The following is a 19,557-nucleotide window of genomic DNA, read 5'->3' as shown; positions in this document are numbered from 1 at the left end:
TTCCTAACTACAAAACCTCGCCAACCTTACGTAAGGATTAGAAGCAAAACTAATAAACTACTATATACTATGGATTCAAATAAATTATATCTTTTCAAGGATAGACGATTCTTACCGAATTTTATAGTACAATTATGTGGTTGTCTTAACGATAACATCTTGAAAAATGCTCTTGTAATTTTAATTACTTATGGAGTTGTTGGTTCTCTAAGCAAATATAATAACTTACTTGTTTTAGTTACCAATGCTATTTTTGTTCTACCTTTTATAATATTTGCAAGTATAGCAGGGCAAATTGCTGATAAATATGAACGCTCTACCCTAATTAAAATCATAAAAGCTTGCGAGATTGCTATAATCGCTTTTGCTATTTACGGCTTCCATCATAATAATATTATAGTGCTGCTCTGCTCTATTTGCCTGATGGGTATTCATTCCACTTTCTTTGGTCCAATTAAATATAGTGTTCTTCCTGATCATTTGAGTAAAGAGGAATTGCTTGGAGCTAACGGCTTTGTTGAGGCTGGAACTTTCATCGCTATTTTCATCGGTACTATAATCGGCAGCTATTACACAATCAGTAATAATTTCATAATTCATTCCTTAGTTACAATTGCAGCTATTGGCTTTATTTCAAGCCTTACTACACCAAAATCAAATAACGCAAATCGTGAGATTAAGGTAAATTTTAATATCATAAGCGAAAGCCTAAATATGATAAGATATGCTCAAACCAAAAAGCAAATATACTTAGCAATACTAGGCATTTCATGGTTTTGGTTTATTGGAGCTGCTATAATTTCTCAGATACCTTTACTTGCTAAAATAACGTTTAAAGCTGATGAGAATGTTGCTAATTTATTTTTAGCAGTTTTCTCGCTTGGCGTTGGTGTCGGCTCATTTTTATGTAGCAAAATATTTGAAGATGAAATCACTGTTAAATACCTCTTTATTTCAGCACTTGGCATTAGTATTTTTGGCATCGATTTATTTTTTGCTAGTAGAATTAGTGCAGTTGCTTATGAACCAGCTCAACTAAAAAGTATCTTTGTATTTTTATCAAAAAGGCATAATTGGCGAATAGTTATCGATCTATTCTTTTTAGCAGCAATTGGCGGCTTATATATCGTGCCTCTTTTTGCTATATTACAGCATTACGCAAATCCCGCTCACCGCAGCCGTATTATTGCCGTAAACAACCTAATTAATTCTATCTTTATGGTAGGATCAACTATTATCCTATCATTATTATTTTATTTAAATTTTACAATACCTTGGATAATATTATTTATCAGCCTATCTAATATCATCGTTACCGTCTATATTTATCGCTTAATCCCTGAAGTTAAAATTATTCCTTACCCTGTCTTGCGTAGAATATTCCAATTTTGGTTTGATTTAATGTATAAGGTTGAAGTTAAAGGGCTTGAGAATTTACAGAAAGCAGGCAACAAAGTAGTAGTAATTGCCAACCATATTTCATACCTTGATCCACCGCTAATTGCTACTTACCTAAAGGAAGAAATGACCTTTGCAATAAGCCCTGATATACGCAAAATATGGTGGATTAGACCATTCTTGCGTATGGCTAATACTTTGCCTGTTGATCCAAACAACCCAATGGCAATTAAGACCTTAGTAAAAGAAGTACAAAATGACCGAAAAATAGCTATTTTTCCGGAGGGTAGAATAAGTGTTACCGGTTCTTTAATGAAGATTTACGAAGGTCCTGGAATGATCGCCGATAAAGCAAACGCAACTATTTTACCAGTTAGAATAGATGGCACACAATTTACTCATTTCTCAAAGCTACAAAATATATTAAAGAGGAAAATATTTCCTAAAATTACTGTTACTGTTCTACCGCCAGTAAAATTTGCTGATATTGGTGCTGCATCCGGTCAAGAAAGACGCCAATATATAGCAAGAACTCTATATGATATTATGGCTGATATGATGTTTGAGAGTTCAGACTATAAGAATACTTTATTTGCATCGCTGATAGAAGCTGCCAAAATTCATGGGTTTAAGAAAAAAATAGTAAATGACTTTGAAAATAACAAAGCTACTTATCAAGATTTAATACTTAAATCTTTTATTCTTGGTGATTTAATCAAAAGGAACAATATTTTTGGCAAGCATTTAGGTTTAATGCTACCTAACACGACAAATACACTAATTACCTTTTATGCCATGCAATTTAGCGGATTTGTTCCAGCTATAATTAATTGGAGCAGTGGGATAAATACTATTATTAACTCATGTAAAACTGCACAGCTAAAAGTAATTTATACCTCAAAGCAATTTATAGAAAAAGCAGAGCTACACGAATTAATAACTAATTTATTAGATTTTGGTATTAAAGTAATATATTTAGAAGATTTTAAAAACCAAATCAATCTAGCTCTAAAATTAAAAGCCTCAATGGGCATCCGTTTTTCTAAAACTTATTATAAGTATTTTTGTCGTAATCGTGATGATGAAAAACCAGCAGTAATAATTTTCACTTCAGGTACCGAAGGGGAGCCTAAAGCTGTAATGTTATCTCATAGAAATCTGCAAGCTAATAGATATCAGGCAACTGCTAAAATACCTTTTAGCCCTGATGATATAGTATTTAACTCACTACCATTATTCCATTGCTTTGGGCTTGGCGGAGCAATTATTACAACTTTAAACGGCATTAAGCTATTTTTATACCCCTCACCTTTAAATTACCGCAGCATACCAGAAATGATATATGATGTCGGAGCAACCATATTAATTTCAACTGATACATTTTTAAATGGCTATGCCAATTATGCTCATCCATATGACTTTTATTCATTACGTTATATATTTGCAGGTAGTGAAAAACTAAAAGAAACTACCAAACAATTCTGGCTTAATAAATATGGCATACGTATTTTTGAAGGATATGGTATAACGGAAAGCTCACCTATCATTGCTTGCAATACTCCTATGCATAGTAAAGCTGGTACTGTTGGGAGGTTGTTGTCAAAGATTGAATATAAACTTGAAAAGGTTGAGGGGATAGATGAGGGGGGACGCTTACTAATTCGTGGTCCTAACGTCATGCTTGGTTATTTAGACGAAAATGGTAACTATATTTATAAAGAATGGCACGATACGGGTGATATAGTTAAAATTGATGGAGAAGGATACATAACCATTTTAGGACGTTTAAAAAGATTTGCTAAAATAGCTGGCGAAATGATTTCTCTTACAAAAGTCGAGGAGCTTGCAAGTGAGATTGATCCTAGCTCCTTACATGCTGCAATTTCCACACAAGATGAAACGCAAGGGGAAAAAATTATTTTATTTACTACCAGTACTATTATAAATAGAGAAAATTTTACAAATAACGTACGCAAAGCACAAGTTTCTTTACTCTATATACCGAAAATAGTTATTACTTTACCTGAGATACCGCTACTTGCAAATGGTAAAGTTAATTACTTAGAAATGACAAGGAATTTGGATAAGTATATTTCTTCTCTTTGAAAAATAGTATTTTGTAATCCTTTCAAAAGAAGTTTAAATATTTTATTGCACAGTTGAAATTTATTGGATATTTTCAATTAAGTTTAATTAATTAGAAAATTATTATGAAAAAAACAAACTTTAATACAAGGTGCGAATTACCTAACGGAAAAATTGTTTTTTGTCACATGGTAGAACCTACCTTAAGAATTGCTAAAACATTAAGTCAAAATTGTTTACAAGAATTATACTTAAATGTTACAGATAACTCAAACAAGTCATTTAAGTCATCTGATAAAGAATGTCAAAAAAAAGTAGAGGATTTTATAGCAAAAAAAGATAGTATAATATATCCAGTTTTTAGAAAAATATTAGAGAATTCTCTACAGATAGATACTAGATCAAGTGATGATACTGTAACAATAATTGATCCTAAATTACATCCCATAGAAGATTATTATTACGACTAGTACTATAGTGAATTTACCATGCGGTCAAGCCGTGTTTGCATTGCCCGCATGGGTCATTTTTTCCATCATTGCGAGGAAATTACGAAGTAATTGACGAAGCAATCTAGTTAAAAATATCAATAATATTGATATTTTTAGTTGTTTTTCTGGATTTCATGGTCAAGCCAAGGAAAGACATTGAGGATTTTTTTTGATACTCTGAAAATAGCAGAGTCTAATAAACATTTTTTTTAAGGTTTATATTTATGCAAAATCAAGATACTAATTATAAGACTATTATTAGAGAACTTGAGAAATCTTATGATAGTTATATTAAAAATAAAGAAATAGTTATTAATGTCGTACTGGATACAGTTACTATCGGTGGAGGTTTAGTATTAACAACCTCGACAGTCGGGGTTGGAACGGCTCTAGGAATAACTATATTAGGCAGTATTATTTTTTCAGAAAATTGTATTAGGAAAGTATATAAAAAAAAATTATTAAATGCTCTTTCTGTAGGTGAGCTTGGTGATGTTGAGGAAATCGAGAAATATTATAAGCAGCTTCCTAAAAAATTACGAGAAGACTGGAGTGATGCCAATTTTTTCCCTAAGTTAGCGGATCATCTGAAAGAGAAGTTTTTTGAAGATAAAATATATAGTTTTGATAAAGATAACAACTTTAATTCTCAGGAATTAGATGACTTTGGTGGAAATGATATAAATGATGATTGGGTATCATTAACAGGAAACGATAAAACTGTCAAAATTATAAGTTATGATTCTTAAATTTTTATTATTTTCTTTGATCATTAAAATTTTTTCATTTCCTCCAATAATTTTAAATCCTACTTTTTCATAAGTTTTTATAGCTGCTATATTTTTACTATCAGGCTCAACCAAAATATGGGAGAATTCTTTATCTATAAAATTTTCTAGAAAAGTTTTTAAAGTTAATATTCCAATGCCTTTATTTAAGTATTCAAGTTCACCTAAGAAAAAATCAATTGCTGCTAAATTTGGGGGTAAATTAATTAGTAGGTTTGCCTGTTCAAAATCATGAGCGTTATAAATTTGGATATACCCTACTGGAGTCCGATTTACCTTTACAATATAAGCCTGTATTTTTTTAGGCTCATTATTTTGTAGCTTATACCCTTTAATATAGCTTAAATATTTCTGTTTTATTAATTCCAAATTCCATTTTATTTCCTGATCCCACCATAATTTTACATGTGGCATTTCTAACCATTTTAAAAGAAGAGGAAAGTGAGAATCGGCAAGAGGTACAAAATTTATGTTCATAATGCTTTTATCTCATATGGAAGAAACATACCATTCTGAAGCAATGTTTAGTCCAATTGACTTTAAAAATAGGCGTTTAGGTTTATCATGTCCGCCACAAACAACTAAAATTTGACTAGCATTCTTTACTTTAGCTCTAGCTTTAATTTCTTCTATTAGCTTATTACCTACTGAAAACCAATCATTATCGGTTTTAACACAAAAATCATCAACCATTAAAGTAAGACCTTTTGGGTCGTAAACTTCAGGAGCTTCTATTATCTTACCTATAATAAAACCAATTATTTTATTTTCACTTTCTGCAATCAACATAATATAATCATCAAGTAACAATAACTCTTTAAACCATTTAGCTTGTAACTTTTCAGCTCCCTCTTTATAACGCCAAAATTGCGGCTGGACTTTTTCGTAAGCACGGCGTTTTGTATAGGATAAAGCAACCATAGCATCAATATCGTCACTATTAGCAAAACGAATAGAGTTATTATTATTTGCTTGAATGTATTGTTGTGTACCAAACTCAAAAATAACCCTTTCCGCTTTATAATCATTCACTGGAACAAGTTTAATTTCTTCTTGATAATTACCTTTAGTAAATTCATTTATAGCATTACGCCAAAATATTATTGCCGGTTTATTTTCAGGTAGAGCGGAAACTTCCCATATTCCTTGATGCATTTGCCAAATTTTCTGTGCTACTTGCTTGCCTATTCCTTTATTTTGAAATCTTGCCAAGATAAAAAATTGAGCCATATTCCAATCAAGCTTATCGGTAGTTCCTATTTTATTAAGTAATACAAAACCCGCTATTTCATTATTTACTTTAATCAAATAAGCTTTCCTATCAGCTTCTATAAAATATTTTTTATAATCATTAGCTTCATATAAACCATCTTGCGGCAATGTCCAATCATATTCGTCTGATTCAAAACCACCATAATGCGACAAATCATATACATAAAACCGTGCCATATTTTGAATTAATGGATAATCATCAATGGTAGCAGGAATCAAATTTACATTCTTTATAAAACTACTTATCATAACTTTTTCCTAAAATAGGCTCTTAATCAAACTGTTTTAGTTATTAAAGATACATATTCATCACTTAAACTATATTTTCTTCCCTTGTTGGAAAAATCTATGATTTTCAAAAACCCCTGATCTACCCAATCGGCACAAAGCTTAGCACTTGTTCGAGGTTTAAAACCAAAAACTTTACCAATTTGACTACTAGTTACAACTTCAAATTGCTTAAAAAGCTCTAAAACTTTTCTCTGTTTAGGATCAAGCTTTCTAAGTACTGCACTCATGTCAGGAAGCTCTTTATTACTTACCTCTTGCATTTGATTAAGTACTTTTTCAAAAGATATAGCCATACCATTTATAAAATACTCTACCCAGCCTGTTATATCTGCTTCAGCACGCCCCATATAATAATTATGATGTCCTATGCTAATAGCCTCATAGTAAGCTCCTAGGTTTTTAGCATAGTACTCTTCAAGAGAATATAAGCCTTTGAGATCGTAACCTCCTAAATGAAGTATTAAGGTTGTAAGTAATCTTGCAGTTCTACCGTTACCGTCATAATAAGGGTGTATAGTTGCAAATTGATAATGAGCTATTGCTGCAATAACAGGAAAAGGCAGCTCATTATTATTAATCCATAATACCATATTGTGCATAAGATTTTTTACGTCTTTTGCCTCTGGAGGCATATAAATAATTTTTTTTGTCCCGCTATCTTTAATGACATTTTGTCCATCACGATATACCTTTGATACTTCAAGATTTGGTAAGTCAAATTTCGGGACTCGCCATTGCTCACGTATTTTTATACGCTCCGCAGGCTCACCGCTTATTTGACTACCAACTTTTGAAGTATCTGCGGTACATTTTGTAGGCTTAACATTAGTTTTGCCATTAGACATGATCAAAGCATGAAGCGTTTGTATTATATTCTCTGTAATTTTTACATTTTGGGCTACCCATTTTTCTACTTGCGTTAAAGCTGCGTAGTAACCTTTAACTTCATCCTCATCTCGTTCTCTTCCTGGAAAATGCTCTTGATGTTGAACTATGTTTTTAATCTGATCTGCATCGAGCCTATTCCCTTCAATCATAGTAGAATAATGTGTAGTATAAAGACGTGCAGTTTCTCTTAAAGAACTAAGAACAGTAGGATTTAATGGCAAATGCAGTATTTCAGCTTTAATAGCTTCAATACGCATTAATGATTTCACAACTTTAGGAGTTATTTTATAGTTTGGTTTAAATTTTAGATTTATCTGCATAATAACGGCATTTTATCTGCATAGTTCATTATTATATTATGCAGATAAAGTACAGATAAATCAAATATTTATTTCATATTTATAACTCTTTTCTAAAATAGGCTCCTGCTGATTCACCGGATTTGTAGCCTAAATTTTCGTAAAAAGCATGCGTGCCGTCTTTGGCTCGTCGGTAACCGGAAGTAAGATCAACTAATACCTGATTATATTTTTTGGCTTTTTCTTCTAAATATTCCATTAGCTTTTTACCAATTTTTTGCCCTCGGTAATTTTCGTCAATGACTAAAGCTTCAACATGAATGCGGATTTTATCTGATACAAAAAGCATTGATTTAGACCAAGCAATAACTCCAACAATTTCATTATTTAAACTAGCTACGGCAACACCATATCCATCATTATTTATGAATTTTTTAAAACGAGTTGTTAATTCTTCTAAGCTAGATGGATAACCAAGTTACGACATTAAGGGCAAAATACTAGATATATCATTAATTGTTGCGGAACGAATATTTATTTCATTCATATTATATCACAATCAGTAATTTTCTATCTCTCTAAAACCTTTAGTCCCTCTTTCAAACCATGTTTTATAAATGTAATTTTAGCTTGTTTACCATCAGCCGTTATAAACTCTAAATAATTATCATTTAATAAAATCATTTCAATGTCATCTTGTGTAATAGTAGCTATAGCTTGGCAACTATTTATCGTACAATTTATATATTTTCCTGGTGCAATATTTTTCTCACTGCTATTAATAGCTGTGCCAGCAGGAATTTGAACATTTGGCGGTAATACTTCGATTAGTTTTAATTCCTTTATGCTTTGATCATTATTGAAATAACCAATATGGTACATTGCTAATATTTCTTTCTCTTTATCTTTTTCCGTATTATTAATTTGTTGTGATAGAAAGCAAATTTGTTTTTGTTCGTTATTAAGATTGCAGTTTAAATTCCAAGCTCCATATTTTTTAGGAGCTGTTGAAGCATTAACATTTTCCACCCTAAATAATACGAAAACCCCAACTATTACAAATAAACCACTACAAACAAATATAGTTTTTTTTATATAATTCTTCATTTTATTTCTAACCTTTTTAAAATATTTTCTTTTCCTAAAATTTCAGCAATTTCAAATACGCTAGGTGAGCCGACCATACCGGTTATTAAAGCTCTCACAGGCTTCATAACTTCATTTAGCTTTAAACTATTTGCTGCTGCTATTTTCTTAAATTCATCCTGTACTGATTCTTTATCAAACCGCTCAAGTTTTTCTAAGCCTTGTACAACATTATTAATCAAATTTTTATCGCAATTTGCTATTATCTCTTTTGCCTCCGATTCATAAGCAACAGGAATATTTACTAGATAAATTTTAGCAAGCTTTGCTAAATCTAGCAGTGTTTCACTTCTAACTAATAAACCTTGCAAACCACGTCTTATATAATTTACTTCCTGCTCACTGACCTTGTAATTTCTATTTAATATCTCTAAAATTTTAGTAATTAAACTGTCTTCATCAAGCATTCTTAAATAATGGCTATTTAAACTATTCATTTTAGTAAAATCAAGCCTTGCAGGTGATTTACCGAGTGAATCTAGGTTAAACCATTCGATAGCTTGATCCATCTGGATAATCTCATCATCCCCATGACTCCAACCAAGCCGCAATAGATAATTACATAAGCTTTCCGGCAAATATCCCATATCCTTATAAGCTTCAACACCTAAAGCCCCATGCCTCTTAGATAATTTAGCACCATCTGCTCCATGAATTAGCGGTATATGAGTCATAATTGGAACATGGTAACCAAAAGCGTTATATATAGCGATTTGCCTCGCAGCATTCGTTAAATGATCATCACCTCTAATAATGTGAGTTATACCCATATCGTGATCATCAACCACCACAGCTAGCATATAAGTAGCAGTGCCATCACTACGTAGCAACACCATATCATCAATATGGCAATTCTCAATTACTACATCACCTTGCAAAGTATCATGAATTGTTATACTACCTGAACTTGGAGTTTTTAAACGTATAACCGGCTTTATGTCTTTTGGGTAAGTATCAGAAGTTTTATCACGCCACTTACTGTTAAAAATAAAATGCTGCTTATTTTCTAGAGCTTCTTGTCTTTGCTTTTCTATTTCTTCCTGAGGCGTAAAACAATAATATGCCTTACCCTCTGCAAGCAACTTTAATGCTGCTTCCTTATAAAGATCATTGCGTTTAGATTGGAATACAACTTCATCATCCCAATTAAGCCCTAGCCATTTCAGTCCTGAAAATATGGCTTCTACCGCTGCTTCTGTTGATCTTTCTTTATCAGTATCTTCAATACGTAATAGAAATTTGCCGTTATTATGCTTAGCAAATAAATAATTGAATAAAGCCGTTCTTGCTGAACCTATATGTAAAAACCCCGTCGGTGACGGAGCAAATCTAGTAATCACGTTGTTAGTCATTTTTTTACTCTTGCTGTCATTTAGCTCACTTGTAGAGGGATCCAGTTTTTTTATTATCACCCCGTGGCTTGTACCCAGGTTGTTGCATGGATCAATTATGTCATTCCCGCATGGCATTGTTGCGTGGATCATTTTCCCCTGTCATCCCGTGATTTATTCACGGGATCTAGTTAAAAATACTAATTTTATTAGTATTTTTTATTATTTTCTGGATACCGTGGACGTTTTTTGTTCCACTCAACAATTCCTTCCCGCATAGGCGGGAATGACACCGATGTTGCTTTTCGATCCATGCAACAAAACCAGAAATAACTAGATGACACCTAATACGTTTTTCTTCAAATATACAAAGTAGTTTACATCTATATCATCATCACTTAATACCCATTTGTCTTCTGCCATGTTATACACCAAACCTTTTAGCTCCTCAATTTCTATATTGGTATTTTCTAGCATCTCATAAATTTCAGATGGTTTTAGAAACTTACTATAATCATGGGTATTTTTTGGCACCCATCCGAGTATATATTCAGCTGCTATTATCCCAAGTAAATAAGCTTTTTTGGTGCGGTTAATCGTAGAAATTATTGCAATACCTTTTGGTTTAATACGCTTTACTAAATTAAGCATAAATTCTTGAACATTTTCCACATGCTCGATAACTTCAAGGCAAATCACTACATCATATTGCTTATCGTTTTCTAATTCTTCTATAGTACTTTTTAAATAATTTACCTTAATATTATTTTCCGTAGCATAAGCCAAAGCAGTATCGATATTACTTTGCAAAGCATCAATAGCCGTAACGTTAAAACCTTGCATAGTGAGATTAGTAGCAATTAAACCGCCACCACAACCTACATCTAATATTTCCAAATCAGAAATATCGTTGTAATGCGATTTTATCTTCTCTATTATATAGTTAAGGCGAATAGGATTTATGCGGTGTAAAATACCGAACTCCCCATCCTTATTCCACCAACTATGAGAGATTTTCTCAAATTTTTCTAATTCGTTTTTATTAACTGAAGACATAGCTATAATATACTTATATGGTACTAATAATACTAGCCTTAATTTTAATTAGCTGCATATTTGCTCCTATTGGCTGCATAGCATTATGGAAAAGATATGTTTACTTCGGCGACGGGCTTGCTCATAGTAGCTTTCTTGCAGTCAGCATTAGTATTATTGCTCATTTTCCATTAATATATTCAGGACTAATTGTTGCAATTCTTTTTTCAATTTTTGTGTTTATTTTCCAAAATAATTCTGAGAAAAATGCAGTTATTAATTTAATTTCTAGCTCTATGCTGGCTATTGCTTTAATTATTAATTATTTTTCTTCTGCCCAAAACAATATAGTAAATTTACTGTTTGGCGATATTTTATCTGTAGCTTTTGATGATTTAATTGTGCTAGCAATAATGCTTATAGCTATTATATGTTTTATTGCATATTTTTATAATAAAATTCTTCTTATAATTATTAACAAAGATATTGCCGTAATTAAAGGCGTAAAAGTTAATATTATAGAACTACTATTTTTACTTATTTTATCTGTATCAGTATTTTCTGCAATTAAAATAGTTGGGGTTCTTATGGTGACAGCTGTGCTACTTATTCCTGCTATGATTGCAAGATTTATGGTAGGCAGCCCTGCTATGATGATTATAATATCAATTTTTATTTCGTTATTTATTAATTTCTGTGCTGCTACTGCCTCTTTTTATTTTGATCTACCTCTAACACCGTTAGTTATTATTATTGGCTCGTTAATTTATGGGGGGTTGTATTTCTCTGTCATTGCGAGGAAAAATTGGAATTGTTGAGTGGCTCTTAATTCCCGCATGAGGGATCGGTTTTCCAATTGTCATCCCGTGATTTATGAACTAGAGCCAGTTAAAAAATGCTAACTTATAGTATTTTTTATTATTTTTCTGGATACCGTGGTCAAGCAACTAGATGACACCAAGAGTATTTTTTTATCCACGCAACAATGCCCTCCCACAAAAGCGGGAATTCAGTAATTACTGGAAGTAAATACAATTAGCTTTTACAATCAAGAATCACATTTATTTAAATTTTTTCTGGATTCCCGCCTACGCAGTAATGACATACAGGACATTTTCTAAGCCATGCAACAACGTCTGCTTTTTTCGCAATGACGTTACACATAACAAAAAAGGCAAGCTATTTAATAATAACTTGCCTTTCATTTTATTTGAAACTAATTAGAAATTTTAATCCTCGTACATTCTTTTACGAGCAAACTTTCTTTTTCTTCGTGCAGCTTCTTGTGCTTTACGAACACGCTTTACTGACTTCGGTTCGTAGTAACGCTGTTCTTTCATCTTACGAAAATAAAGCTCTCTTTGTAGCTTTTTCTTAAAATTCTTAAGCGTATTATCACAATTACCGGCGTGAACATTTACTAGTATCACTAAAATTACTCTCCTTAAAATAAATATATATTGGTAACAAGCTATATTATCTATATAATAAGTTATAATGTCAAGGTTAAAAATATGAATATTCAACAAGAACACTACACAAAGAAAATAAGCTTCATGCAATCATTGCTAGAATTATTACCATTTAATGAATGGAATGACAAAATAATTAATGAAGCAGAAGAAAAATGCGGCTTTGCTAAGGGCTATAGCTTAATACTTTTTCCAGATGGATTAGCCGAAATAATAAAATTTTTTGAAAGCTATTTAGATAATATTACGCTAGAAAATTTAAATGAGCAGGAAGTACCAAATAAAATTAGAGAAAAAATATCCTTAGCAGTAAAAACTAGAATTAAAGCTGTGTTACCTATTATTCATAGCAAGAATGCCGCATATTTTGCATTAAATCCTATTCAAGGTACAGAAGTTGCATTCCACAGCTGTGATATTATTTGGCAATATGCCGGTGATAAATCGATTGATTATAATTATTATACTAAACGAGGCTTACTACTTTCAGTTTATGTATCATCTATTCTTTTTTATATTCAAGATGACTCAGAAAATTATATTAATACCGATAAATTTATTGATAGTTCTGTAGAAAATATTGTGCAAGCTTTTTCGCAAATGAAAAAACTACTCGATCCTTCAAATATTCCAATAGTTAGGATGTTTACATAGAGCATATAATGAGAATTTATTTTATAATTATTATAGCTATATCACTACCGAGCTGCACTTCATCATACAATCCAGTAACCTTTAATGTCATACTGCGGCTTGTACCTTAGATATCTTTAGATATAAATTGCGACATAAGACCCCGCAACAACGCCGCCATGTGGGGAGCATTGCCCGCATGGATCAACTTTTCCGTCATTGCGAGCGAATAAAATGAGCGTGGCAATCCAGAAAAAATAATAAAAAATGCTATAAGTCAGCATTTTTTAGCTGAATTGCGTATGTACAATTACTTCGTAATTTCCTTAGCTCAGACGGAAAAACCGATCCATGTAACAAAGCCGGACAAGCAATCTAGATGAAAGGAACAAAAATGATTCTCCCAACAATTATAATTAAATTAAGCTTTAAAATAATAAAATTTTATTTCATTATCTTTAAAAGCATCTCTTTTATTTTTGAAACCCTTTTTTAATGAGCCAGAAGAAAAGTTACTTGTACCAGCTTGTGCAATATCAGGACCTTCTAATTTTATCTTTTCTACATCTTTACTACTTGGAATAACAACTGCAATATGCCCTGCTCTTTTTGGGTTAGCATTCTTATATACCGATACAACAAAATGTCCTTGATTAGCAAATTTTTGTGCTTGAACAAAACCATCATCACGATTTGCAGTCTTGATATAACTCCATCCATTTTTTACCCCTTCTGTTTCAAGCCATTCAGCTTGTTTATTTGACAAAGCAGGTATAAACTCCTTATCGCCCTCAGGATGAGGAAGTAGTGACTTATTTGGAAGACCTAATGCCTTAGAAGCAGCATACGCAAAACAACTACAATGCGATAAACGCTTTAACTTGGGAGAGTCGTATTTTTCTGTTTCTTCTAATAAAGTTTCACCTGTCTTACAGTTTATTACACTACCTTTCTGCCATTTTCTTTCAACATTTAAGGAATTAATTATCTCTAAATTCTTTTTGGCAGTTTCCGACATATTTTCAGCTTGTGCGGTAATATTAATACCAAGTAAACAAACTATAATTAGCTTTAAAATTTTATGCATTTTCTATCTCTTATTAATTATGAAACTCTATATACAATATCCGAAATAATAATTCAACTATTAGTTGTAATTATTTTTATATTTTATTGTTTTTTAAGAAATGGAATTATAACATATATTTTTAATAAATGAAAAGTCGGTAGAAGAAGTTTTATTTGGAAAGAGTGAGTATAAATCGTTAACCTGAAGTGTTTCTTGACAAACTATAAGCTTTTATATATGCTTCTTGAGGATTTAGCACCCGTAGCTCAATTGGATAGAGTATATGACTACGGATCATAAGGTTAGGGGTTCGACTCCTCTCGGGTGCGCCACTCCCCACTTTTCGGTATTTGTACGAATGTATCGAATGGCGGACGCAAGGTATAATCATTTTGAGGTTTTAGCGTCAGGTTAGCAAATTCACTTCTTACTTTTATTTGAACATCTAATTATGCTGAATAAGGTATATCCCCTGTAAGCTTATATTCACTATCATCAACAGTATATATATGTATTTTATCAGATGTACTATTACTTAGTTCAATTTCAGGTTCTATAATTACTCTAGCATGCGGTTCTAAAATTATCTCGTGTACATTTGCTTTCATACGCTGATGTATTCTAAGCTTATCATTTATTTTAACTTTGACTTTATATTTTATAGGTTCATCATCGCTTGTGTGTTGCATAATAAATTCTTTTAAATAGATTAGAAAATTAAAAATGTACTAATATATAAATATATAGAATAAGTCAATTGGAAGTTTAATTAGTTTGTAGTTAAGTTAATAAGCCTATTCTATTCAAAATGTACTTCCGACCTTTTTGGATTCGGGTATCTTCCCTACTTTTACTGTGACTAGAAAATAAAATTAACTATGAAGTTCATACCCTAACAAAAAGCATTTATTACATTTATAATCAAAGATCTTATGAAATGTTGTTTTTAACTGCCAATTTTTTTCACAAGATGGACAATTTGAATAGTTAGACCGAACATACGAACCTCTTGATACTATTTCAGCTATGGGATAAAAGACTTTTTTTTTCAAAGATTTTTGAATTCGCTTACTAATTTTTCTTCCCTTTATAGATATATCACTATCTAATTTAGCTAATTGTTCTTCCATTAGTGATTCTAATTTTTTATAGCTTGATAACCATAAGCGTTGAGCGGCAGCATAGTCGTTTTTCCAAGAAGTAATGTTGCCTGTAAGATGTGGGTCTTTATCATTATTGAGCATATATAAAGGTAAATACTTTATTTCATCTGTATATAGTACAAGCTGTTGTTCATAAGAGTTTGAGTAAGATATAGGATATAAATAGAGAAATTTAATATCCTCTATGTTTTCTTCTATATAAAGAGGCGTTTCACAAATATATGTATCTGTTATTTTATAATTAATTATGACCTCAAATTCCTTTAATTTATTTTTAGCTTCTAATGAATGATTACATAAATATGAATCATTTAAAGCATTTTTATTAGGAATGACTCCATAAAAAACTAAACTATCTTTAGTTGGACTAAAAAATTCTACATTATTTAATATATTTCCATTTTTATATAAAGAAGTTGCAAACTGCCAAAGTAAATGCCAAACTATCCCGTAATCCTTTAATAAGAATTGCTTACTTTTGTTGAATGATATCGTTACATGATAAATATTTGACATATTTGAAATAAGTTTACTAATTTATAGATAATATCATATCCTTTCAAACAACCCTATAACATATTTAATAAAAATTTTTTCTATTTTGCACTGCTATAATAGAAATAAATGCTAGAATTATACTTATTACAAAGAAAATACCTAATATTAAAGGGGATTGATATTTCTGTAATAAATAGGAAGCTATAATCGGAATAAAGCTTGCTATTGAATAAGCACTATTATAAATTAATGCTGTAGCCGTATAACGTATTTTAGTAGCAAATAAACGTGATAATATAGGCATATAGCTAGTAAAAATTCACTTGAAGAACAGAATCTTTAACTTAATTATTCAATTCTAACACCTAATCTTTTAAATATTGAAATACTAAATTTAACTCTATTTTCTTCCTCTTTTTCTAATATCGGTAATAATTTTGATTCATATGGATCATTAGCATCTAATAATTTAGAAGAGCATTCAAAATGCACCCCCGAAAGTATAGCTATCCCTTTATTGCATTTAATTTCCACAATTGCCGGTAAATAATTATTATCTTTCTCAATATGATAATATGCTAATACATTTACATCTTTATAAGAGTCAGCATTATAAAAATACCCTCCTCCATTATAATAAAAACTTATATTAGTAAAGTCATTTTCATCAGATGTATTTAATTTGAGTAGTGCAGCCTTAGCTCCGCTATTTGTTTTATAATCATATTTAGCAAGAATAGGACCAACAGATTTATCAGGAAAAAATGCTAACTCCCTTTCACCCAGAACCTCTAATTCACCATTTTTATCAAACTCAACAAAATTAGAACCATAATATGCTCCTGCACAAAATCCTAAATAACTTCCGCCACTTTCTACATATTCTTTAATAATTTTATTTCCCTCACCGTTAAGTTTTTTAGTATAAGGTATATCTGCCCCACCGGGCATTACTAATAAAACAGCATTTTTAATCCATTCTTTAGCTAAAATATCTTGGGCATTTATAAAATTAATTTTATATGTAGTAGCGATTTTTGTTAAGGTATCAAGAACATACTTTACGGAATTTTCACCTGCCCCCTCATCATTATATATGTATATAATATTTGGCGTAGATTCTGTATTATTTAAAACCGCTTGTTTTTGCTGCCTTGCGACTTCTGGTTCTAACATAACTCATCATATTTTATAGATACGACTTATAAAATATAAAATTCTGTCCAATAATTCAATTTGAATAAAATTTATAGTTACTATATTTGCATCCTAATAAAAATCCTTTTTAATATTAAAGTTAATATAGTTAAAATATATTGTTATAATTATAAATAGAAATTATTACTCATTATTAAAACTTTGTTCTATTTCCCTTTATCTTTTATTAATCCTTGCGTTTCTCAAATTATATTTAGATTATTAATTTATATCTTTAGTTAAATTTCTATTGCATTCTTAAATCTTCTTATCTAGATTCTTTCCATAGCTCATTTTTAACAAAATATTAAAAATTATAGAATTTGATAGAGAGTAAAATATGCTTAATAAAAAGAAACCGGCAGTTAAGAAAATAGGAAAATCATCAAATAAACCATTTAATATAGAAGAGTCTAATTATTATCTTAATTTTGATGATTCCTCTGATGAAGAAGATACTAAGATTATTGCTAATAATAATATAGAGTGGTTTGAAAGAGCTACCTCTGTAGGTAAGCTATGTAATCTACTTGGAAAATTGTCGGACCTACATTCTCAAAAAATTGTTACTCATACTGATCTCGTCCTATCATTTTTAGCACACGAATTTGGAATACGATTATTAAAATCACAAGAGGTGGATAAACTTTATCGTTCTAAAAAAATACAAGAGCTGAAAAAAAATAAAGTTCTTTCAGACGAAAACTTTACAAATTGTGTGAATGCAGCATGGGAAAAAGCATTGAAAAAAACAGCAGAAGATAACCTTGACCAATACAATACACACTATAAAAATAACGAAGAAGCTTTGAAAAAATTCTCTGAATATATAATTGATAATAAAAGAAATTTTATTAAAGCGGTTAATTTAAAACATCTAGATAATATTTTAAACAAGCAAGTAGAAATTTTGTTGCCTAATACAGAAATTAGTATAACTCCGCAAAAAATTATAGAAGCAACAAGGGAAGTATACTCAGCATGTGGTATAGCTATAGGCAATAACGTAATATTTAATCGAAAAGCAAAAATAAAAGAAAAACTTTTAGAACAGGAAGCTACAATATCCATAGAAAACTTTGCAAATAATAATATTGTTGAATTTCAACGTATTATATGTACAAAATTGGATATTTTTTATAATAGTTTGAACAGCTTATTACTTAGTAATATTGAAAAAATAAGTAAGAATTCAGTTAAGAGAGGAGTGTTACCAAACGTATATAATGTCTCATTTAAAGATTATAGTAGCTCTATAGAGTTTTTAGCCTATCTAAGGCTTATGACCAAATCTAACATAAGATTAATAAAAAATTTTAAAAATAATGGTAGCATAGTAAGTGATGAAGAAATTTTAATTAGAGTTTTTAACTACATAGATGATGTGAGTGTTACGGAAAGACAAATATTATATAAGAAGTCTTCCTGTAGAGCTGATAGTGTAGATATTGGAAAAATAGAAAATAGTACTAGTTATACTAGTATAATTAAAATGATAAGTAACCTGAAGACAAAACTTAATATTTCGGATAAGCTTTTAGCACAAGGAGTTATAGATATACTAGGCAAAGGAAAAATAATTAATTCAGAAATTATACAATGCATAAGTAAAGCAGAAAATAGTTTGCAACAAGAAGAAATAAAAAAATTTCTACACTCTTTAACTTATCTTCTATTTGGTAGTGAAGTGGTAAGGAATCCTGCCAGTCTTATAATTCATTATATGATGTTAGAGTTAATTATTGAAGATAACAAACCTTGGGAAAATATATTAAGTAAAGCACCTATGACTATAGATGGTGCAGTACAGGCTTCTCGATGGCAACATTCAAACTATGAAAATTTATTAAAATATAGCTATGATAAGACAACTCCCGATATCAACACTACTGTATTAATTGATTTTATCAACCAAGAAGCTTCAATATTCCAAGAATGGTTAAGATTAAAAAATATATCGCCAGATAATGTACAAAGTAATCCTGTAACCTTATTAGAGATTTTGGAGGGCTTAATAAATGCATGTAAAAAGTGGTATAACATACAATTTAATATATCATTTAAAGATTCAATTATTGAAATATTTGAAGATGTTACATGCAATTCCTTAAGCTTAGAACAAAGACAAGAATGTGAGTCATTATCAATTAAAGAAACCCAAGAGTTATACGAAATTATCGAAAATAATAAAGAGGAGGCAAAGAATTTACTAAATGTCGATGTTAGTCTAAAGAAAATACAAGAGCATAGTAAACGTATCCAAGAAATGGGAAATAATGACGTAGTAGCAATAATGAGAAAGGAAGGTTTAGATTTTGATACTTTGCTAGAAAAATTTAGTACTGCACAAAATTTTGTAAAAGCATATAATACCTACGAACAAGTCAGAGGAAATGCTACATCAGATTTTTTAGAATGGCTTGATGAAGCAGATATATTGGGCAATATTTAGATTATCACACTTCACTTATAAATTAAGTTATATCGATAATCATCCACTA

The 19,557-nt window shown here is 30.6% G+C and carries 18 protein-coding genes, 1 tRNA gene and 1 pseudogene; 7 read left to right on the top strand and 13 right to left on the bottom strand.

Annotation, left to right across the window (positions count from 1 at the left end; genetic code table 11):
- Positions 1-69 precede the first annotated feature (69 nt).
- From RBE_RS02415 to RBE_RS02405, 3 genes are all read left to right on the top strand, one after another.
- Positions 70-3,504, top strand: coding sequence for an acyl-[ACP]--phospholipid O-acyltransferase (locus tag RBE_RS02415; RefSeq protein ID WP_011477139.1), 3,435 nt, complete (start codon positions 70-72; stop codon positions 3,502-3,504).
- 104 nt (positions 3,505-3,608) lie between these two features.
- The gene (locus RBE_RS02410) at positions 3,609-3,953 is read left to right on the top strand and encodes a hypothetical protein (RefSeq protein ID WP_011477138.1); all 345 of its coding nucleotides are present in this window, start codon (positions 3,609-3,611) and stop codon (positions 3,951-3,953) included.
- A 245-nt stretch (positions 3,954-4,198) separates the two neighbouring features.
- Positions 4,199-4,723, top strand: coding sequence for a hypothetical protein (locus RBE_RS02405; protein ID WP_011477137.1), 525 nt, complete (start codon positions 4,199-4,201; stop codon positions 4,721-4,723).
- Here RBE_RS02405 and RBE_RS02400 read toward each other — a convergent pair.
- The 7 genes and pseudogenes from RBE_RS02400 to ubiG form a co-directional block, all read right to left on the bottom strand.
- Positions 4,676-5,239 carry a GNAT family N-acetyltransferase gene (locus RBE_RS02400; protein ID WP_011477136.1) on the bottom strand — a complete coding sequence of 188 codons (564 nt, stop codon included), beginning with the start codon at positions 5,237-5,239 and terminating at the stop codon, positions 4,676-4,678. The genes RBE_RS02405 and RBE_RS02400 overlap by 48 nt on opposite strands.
- Positions 5,240-5,251: 12 nt before the next feature.
- Positions 5,252-6,283, bottom strand: coding sequence for a GNAT family N-acetyltransferase (locus RBE_RS02395; RefSeq protein WP_011477135.1), 1,032 nt, complete (start codon positions 6,281-6,283; stop codon positions 5,252-5,254).
- 26 nt (positions 6,284-6,309) lie between these two features.
- Positions 6,310-7,533: a Fic family protein gene (locus RBE_RS02390; protein WP_011477134.1), complete on the bottom strand. Its 1,224-nt coding sequence runs from the start codon at positions 7,531-7,533 to the stop codon at positions 6,310-6,312.
- Between the two features lie 79 nt (positions 7,534-7,612).
- Positions 7,613-8,059, bottom strand: a pseudogene (locus RBE_RS02385) (GNAT family N-acetyltransferase).
- A 23-nt stretch (positions 8,060-8,082) separates the two neighbouring features.
- Complete coding sequence (locus RBE_RS02380; protein WP_011477132.1) at positions 8,083-8,619, bottom strand: invasion associated locus B family protein; 537 nt, start codon at positions 8,617-8,619, stop codon at positions 8,083-8,085.
- Entirely contained in the window at positions 8,616-10,010 is a 1,395-nt protein-coding gene (gltX, locus tag RBE_RS02375) for a glutamate--tRNA ligase (protein WP_011477131.1), read from the bottom strand. Before gltX ends, RBE_RS02380 begins: the two co-directional genes overlap by 4 nt.
- A gap of 312 nt (positions 10,011-10,322) precedes the next feature.
- On the bottom strand, positions 10,323-11,045 hold the full coding sequence (gene ubiG / locus RBE_RS02370; RefSeq protein WP_011477130.1) for a bifunctional 2-polyprenyl-6-hydroxyphenol methylase/3-demethylubiquinol 3-O-methyltransferase UbiG: 723 nt from the start codon (positions 11,043-11,045) through the stop codon (positions 10,323-10,325).
- Positions 11,046-11,062: 17 nt separating this feature from the next.
- Between ubiG and RBE_RS02365 the strand changes: the two genes are divergently transcribed.
- A complete protein-coding gene (locus tag RBE_RS02365) occupies positions 11,063-11,842 on the top strand; it encodes a metal ABC transporter permease (protein ID WP_011477129.1) in 780 nt (259 codons plus the stop codon).
- A 411-nt stretch (positions 11,843-12,253) separates the two neighbouring features.
- Here RBE_RS02365 and rpsU read toward each other — a convergent pair whose 3' ends face one another.
- A complete protein-coding gene (rpsU, locus tag RBE_RS02360) occupies positions 12,254-12,454 on the bottom strand; it encodes a 30S ribosomal protein S21 (RefSeq protein WP_011477128.1) in 201 nt (66 codons plus the stop codon).
- A gap of 84 nt (positions 12,455-12,538) precedes the next feature.
- Here rpsU and RBE_RS02355 point away from each other — a divergent pair, with 84 nt between their 5' ends.
- Complete coding sequence (locus RBE_RS02355; protein ID WP_012152033.1) at positions 12,539-13,150, top strand: COQ9 family protein; 612 nt, start codon at positions 12,539-12,541, stop codon at positions 13,148-13,150.
- A gap of 400 nt (positions 13,151-13,550) precedes the next feature.
- Here RBE_RS02355 and RBE_RS02350 read toward each other — a convergent pair whose 3' ends face one another.
- A complete protein-coding gene (locus RBE_RS02350; RefSeq protein WP_011477126.1) occupies positions 13,551-14,216 on the bottom strand; it encodes a hypothetical protein in 666 nt (221 codons plus the stop codon).
- A 237-nt stretch (positions 14,217-14,453) separates the two neighbouring features.
- On the opposite strand from RBE_RS02350, the gene RBE_RS02345 reads away from it, so the two are divergent.
- Positions 14,454-14,530: transfer RNA gene (locus RBE_RS02345), tRNA-Arg, on the top strand.
- A 117-nt stretch (positions 14,531-14,647) separates the two neighbouring features.
- On the opposite strand, the gene RBE_RS02340 is transcribed toward RBE_RS02345, so the two are convergent.
- The 4 genes from RBE_RS02340 to RBE_RS02320 all read right to left on the bottom strand — a co-directional run bounded on the left by RBE_RS02340 (position 14,648) and on the right by RBE_RS02320 (position 17,035).
- Positions 14,648-14,887, bottom strand: coding sequence for a hypothetical protein (locus RBE_RS02340; RefSeq protein ID WP_012152034.1), 240 nt, complete (start codon positions 14,885-14,887; stop codon positions 14,648-14,650).
- A 183-nt stretch (positions 14,888-15,070) separates the two neighbouring features.
- Positions 15,071-15,877 (bottom strand): DUF2310 family Zn-ribbon-containing protein, encoded by an 807-nt coding sequence (locus tag RBE_RS07805; RefSeq protein WP_011477125.1) that lies wholly within the window; start codon positions 15,875-15,877, stop codon positions 15,071-15,073.
- Between the two features lie 64 nt (positions 15,878-15,941).
- Positions 15,942-16,163: a hypothetical protein gene (locus RBE_RS02325; RefSeq protein WP_011477124.1), complete on the bottom strand. Its 222-nt coding sequence runs from the start codon at positions 16,161-16,163 to the stop codon at positions 15,942-15,944.
- 44 nt (positions 16,164-16,207) lie between these two features.
- Positions 16,208-17,035, bottom strand: coding sequence for a BPL-N domain-containing protein (locus tag RBE_RS02320; RefSeq protein WP_011477123.1), 828 nt, complete (start codon positions 17,033-17,035; stop codon positions 16,208-16,210).
- Between the two features lie 361 nt (positions 17,036-17,396).
- Between RBE_RS02320 and RBE_RS02315 the strand changes: the two genes are divergently transcribed.
- The gene (locus tag RBE_RS02315) at positions 17,397-19,508 is read left to right on the top strand and encodes a hypothetical protein (protein ID WP_011477122.1); all 2,112 of its coding nucleotides are present in this window, start codon (positions 17,397-17,399) and stop codon (positions 19,506-19,508) included.
- Positions 19,509-19,557: the final 49 nt, after the last annotated feature.

This window comes from Rickettsia bellii RML369-C, from assembly GCF_000012385.1.
Taxonomy (GTDB): domain Bacteria; phylum Pseudomonadota; class Alphaproteobacteria; order Rickettsiales; family Rickettsiaceae; genus Rickettsia; species Rickettsia bellii.
Note: the sequence above shows the minus strand (reverse complement) of the source record. Positions and strands in the feature narration are given on the sequence as shown.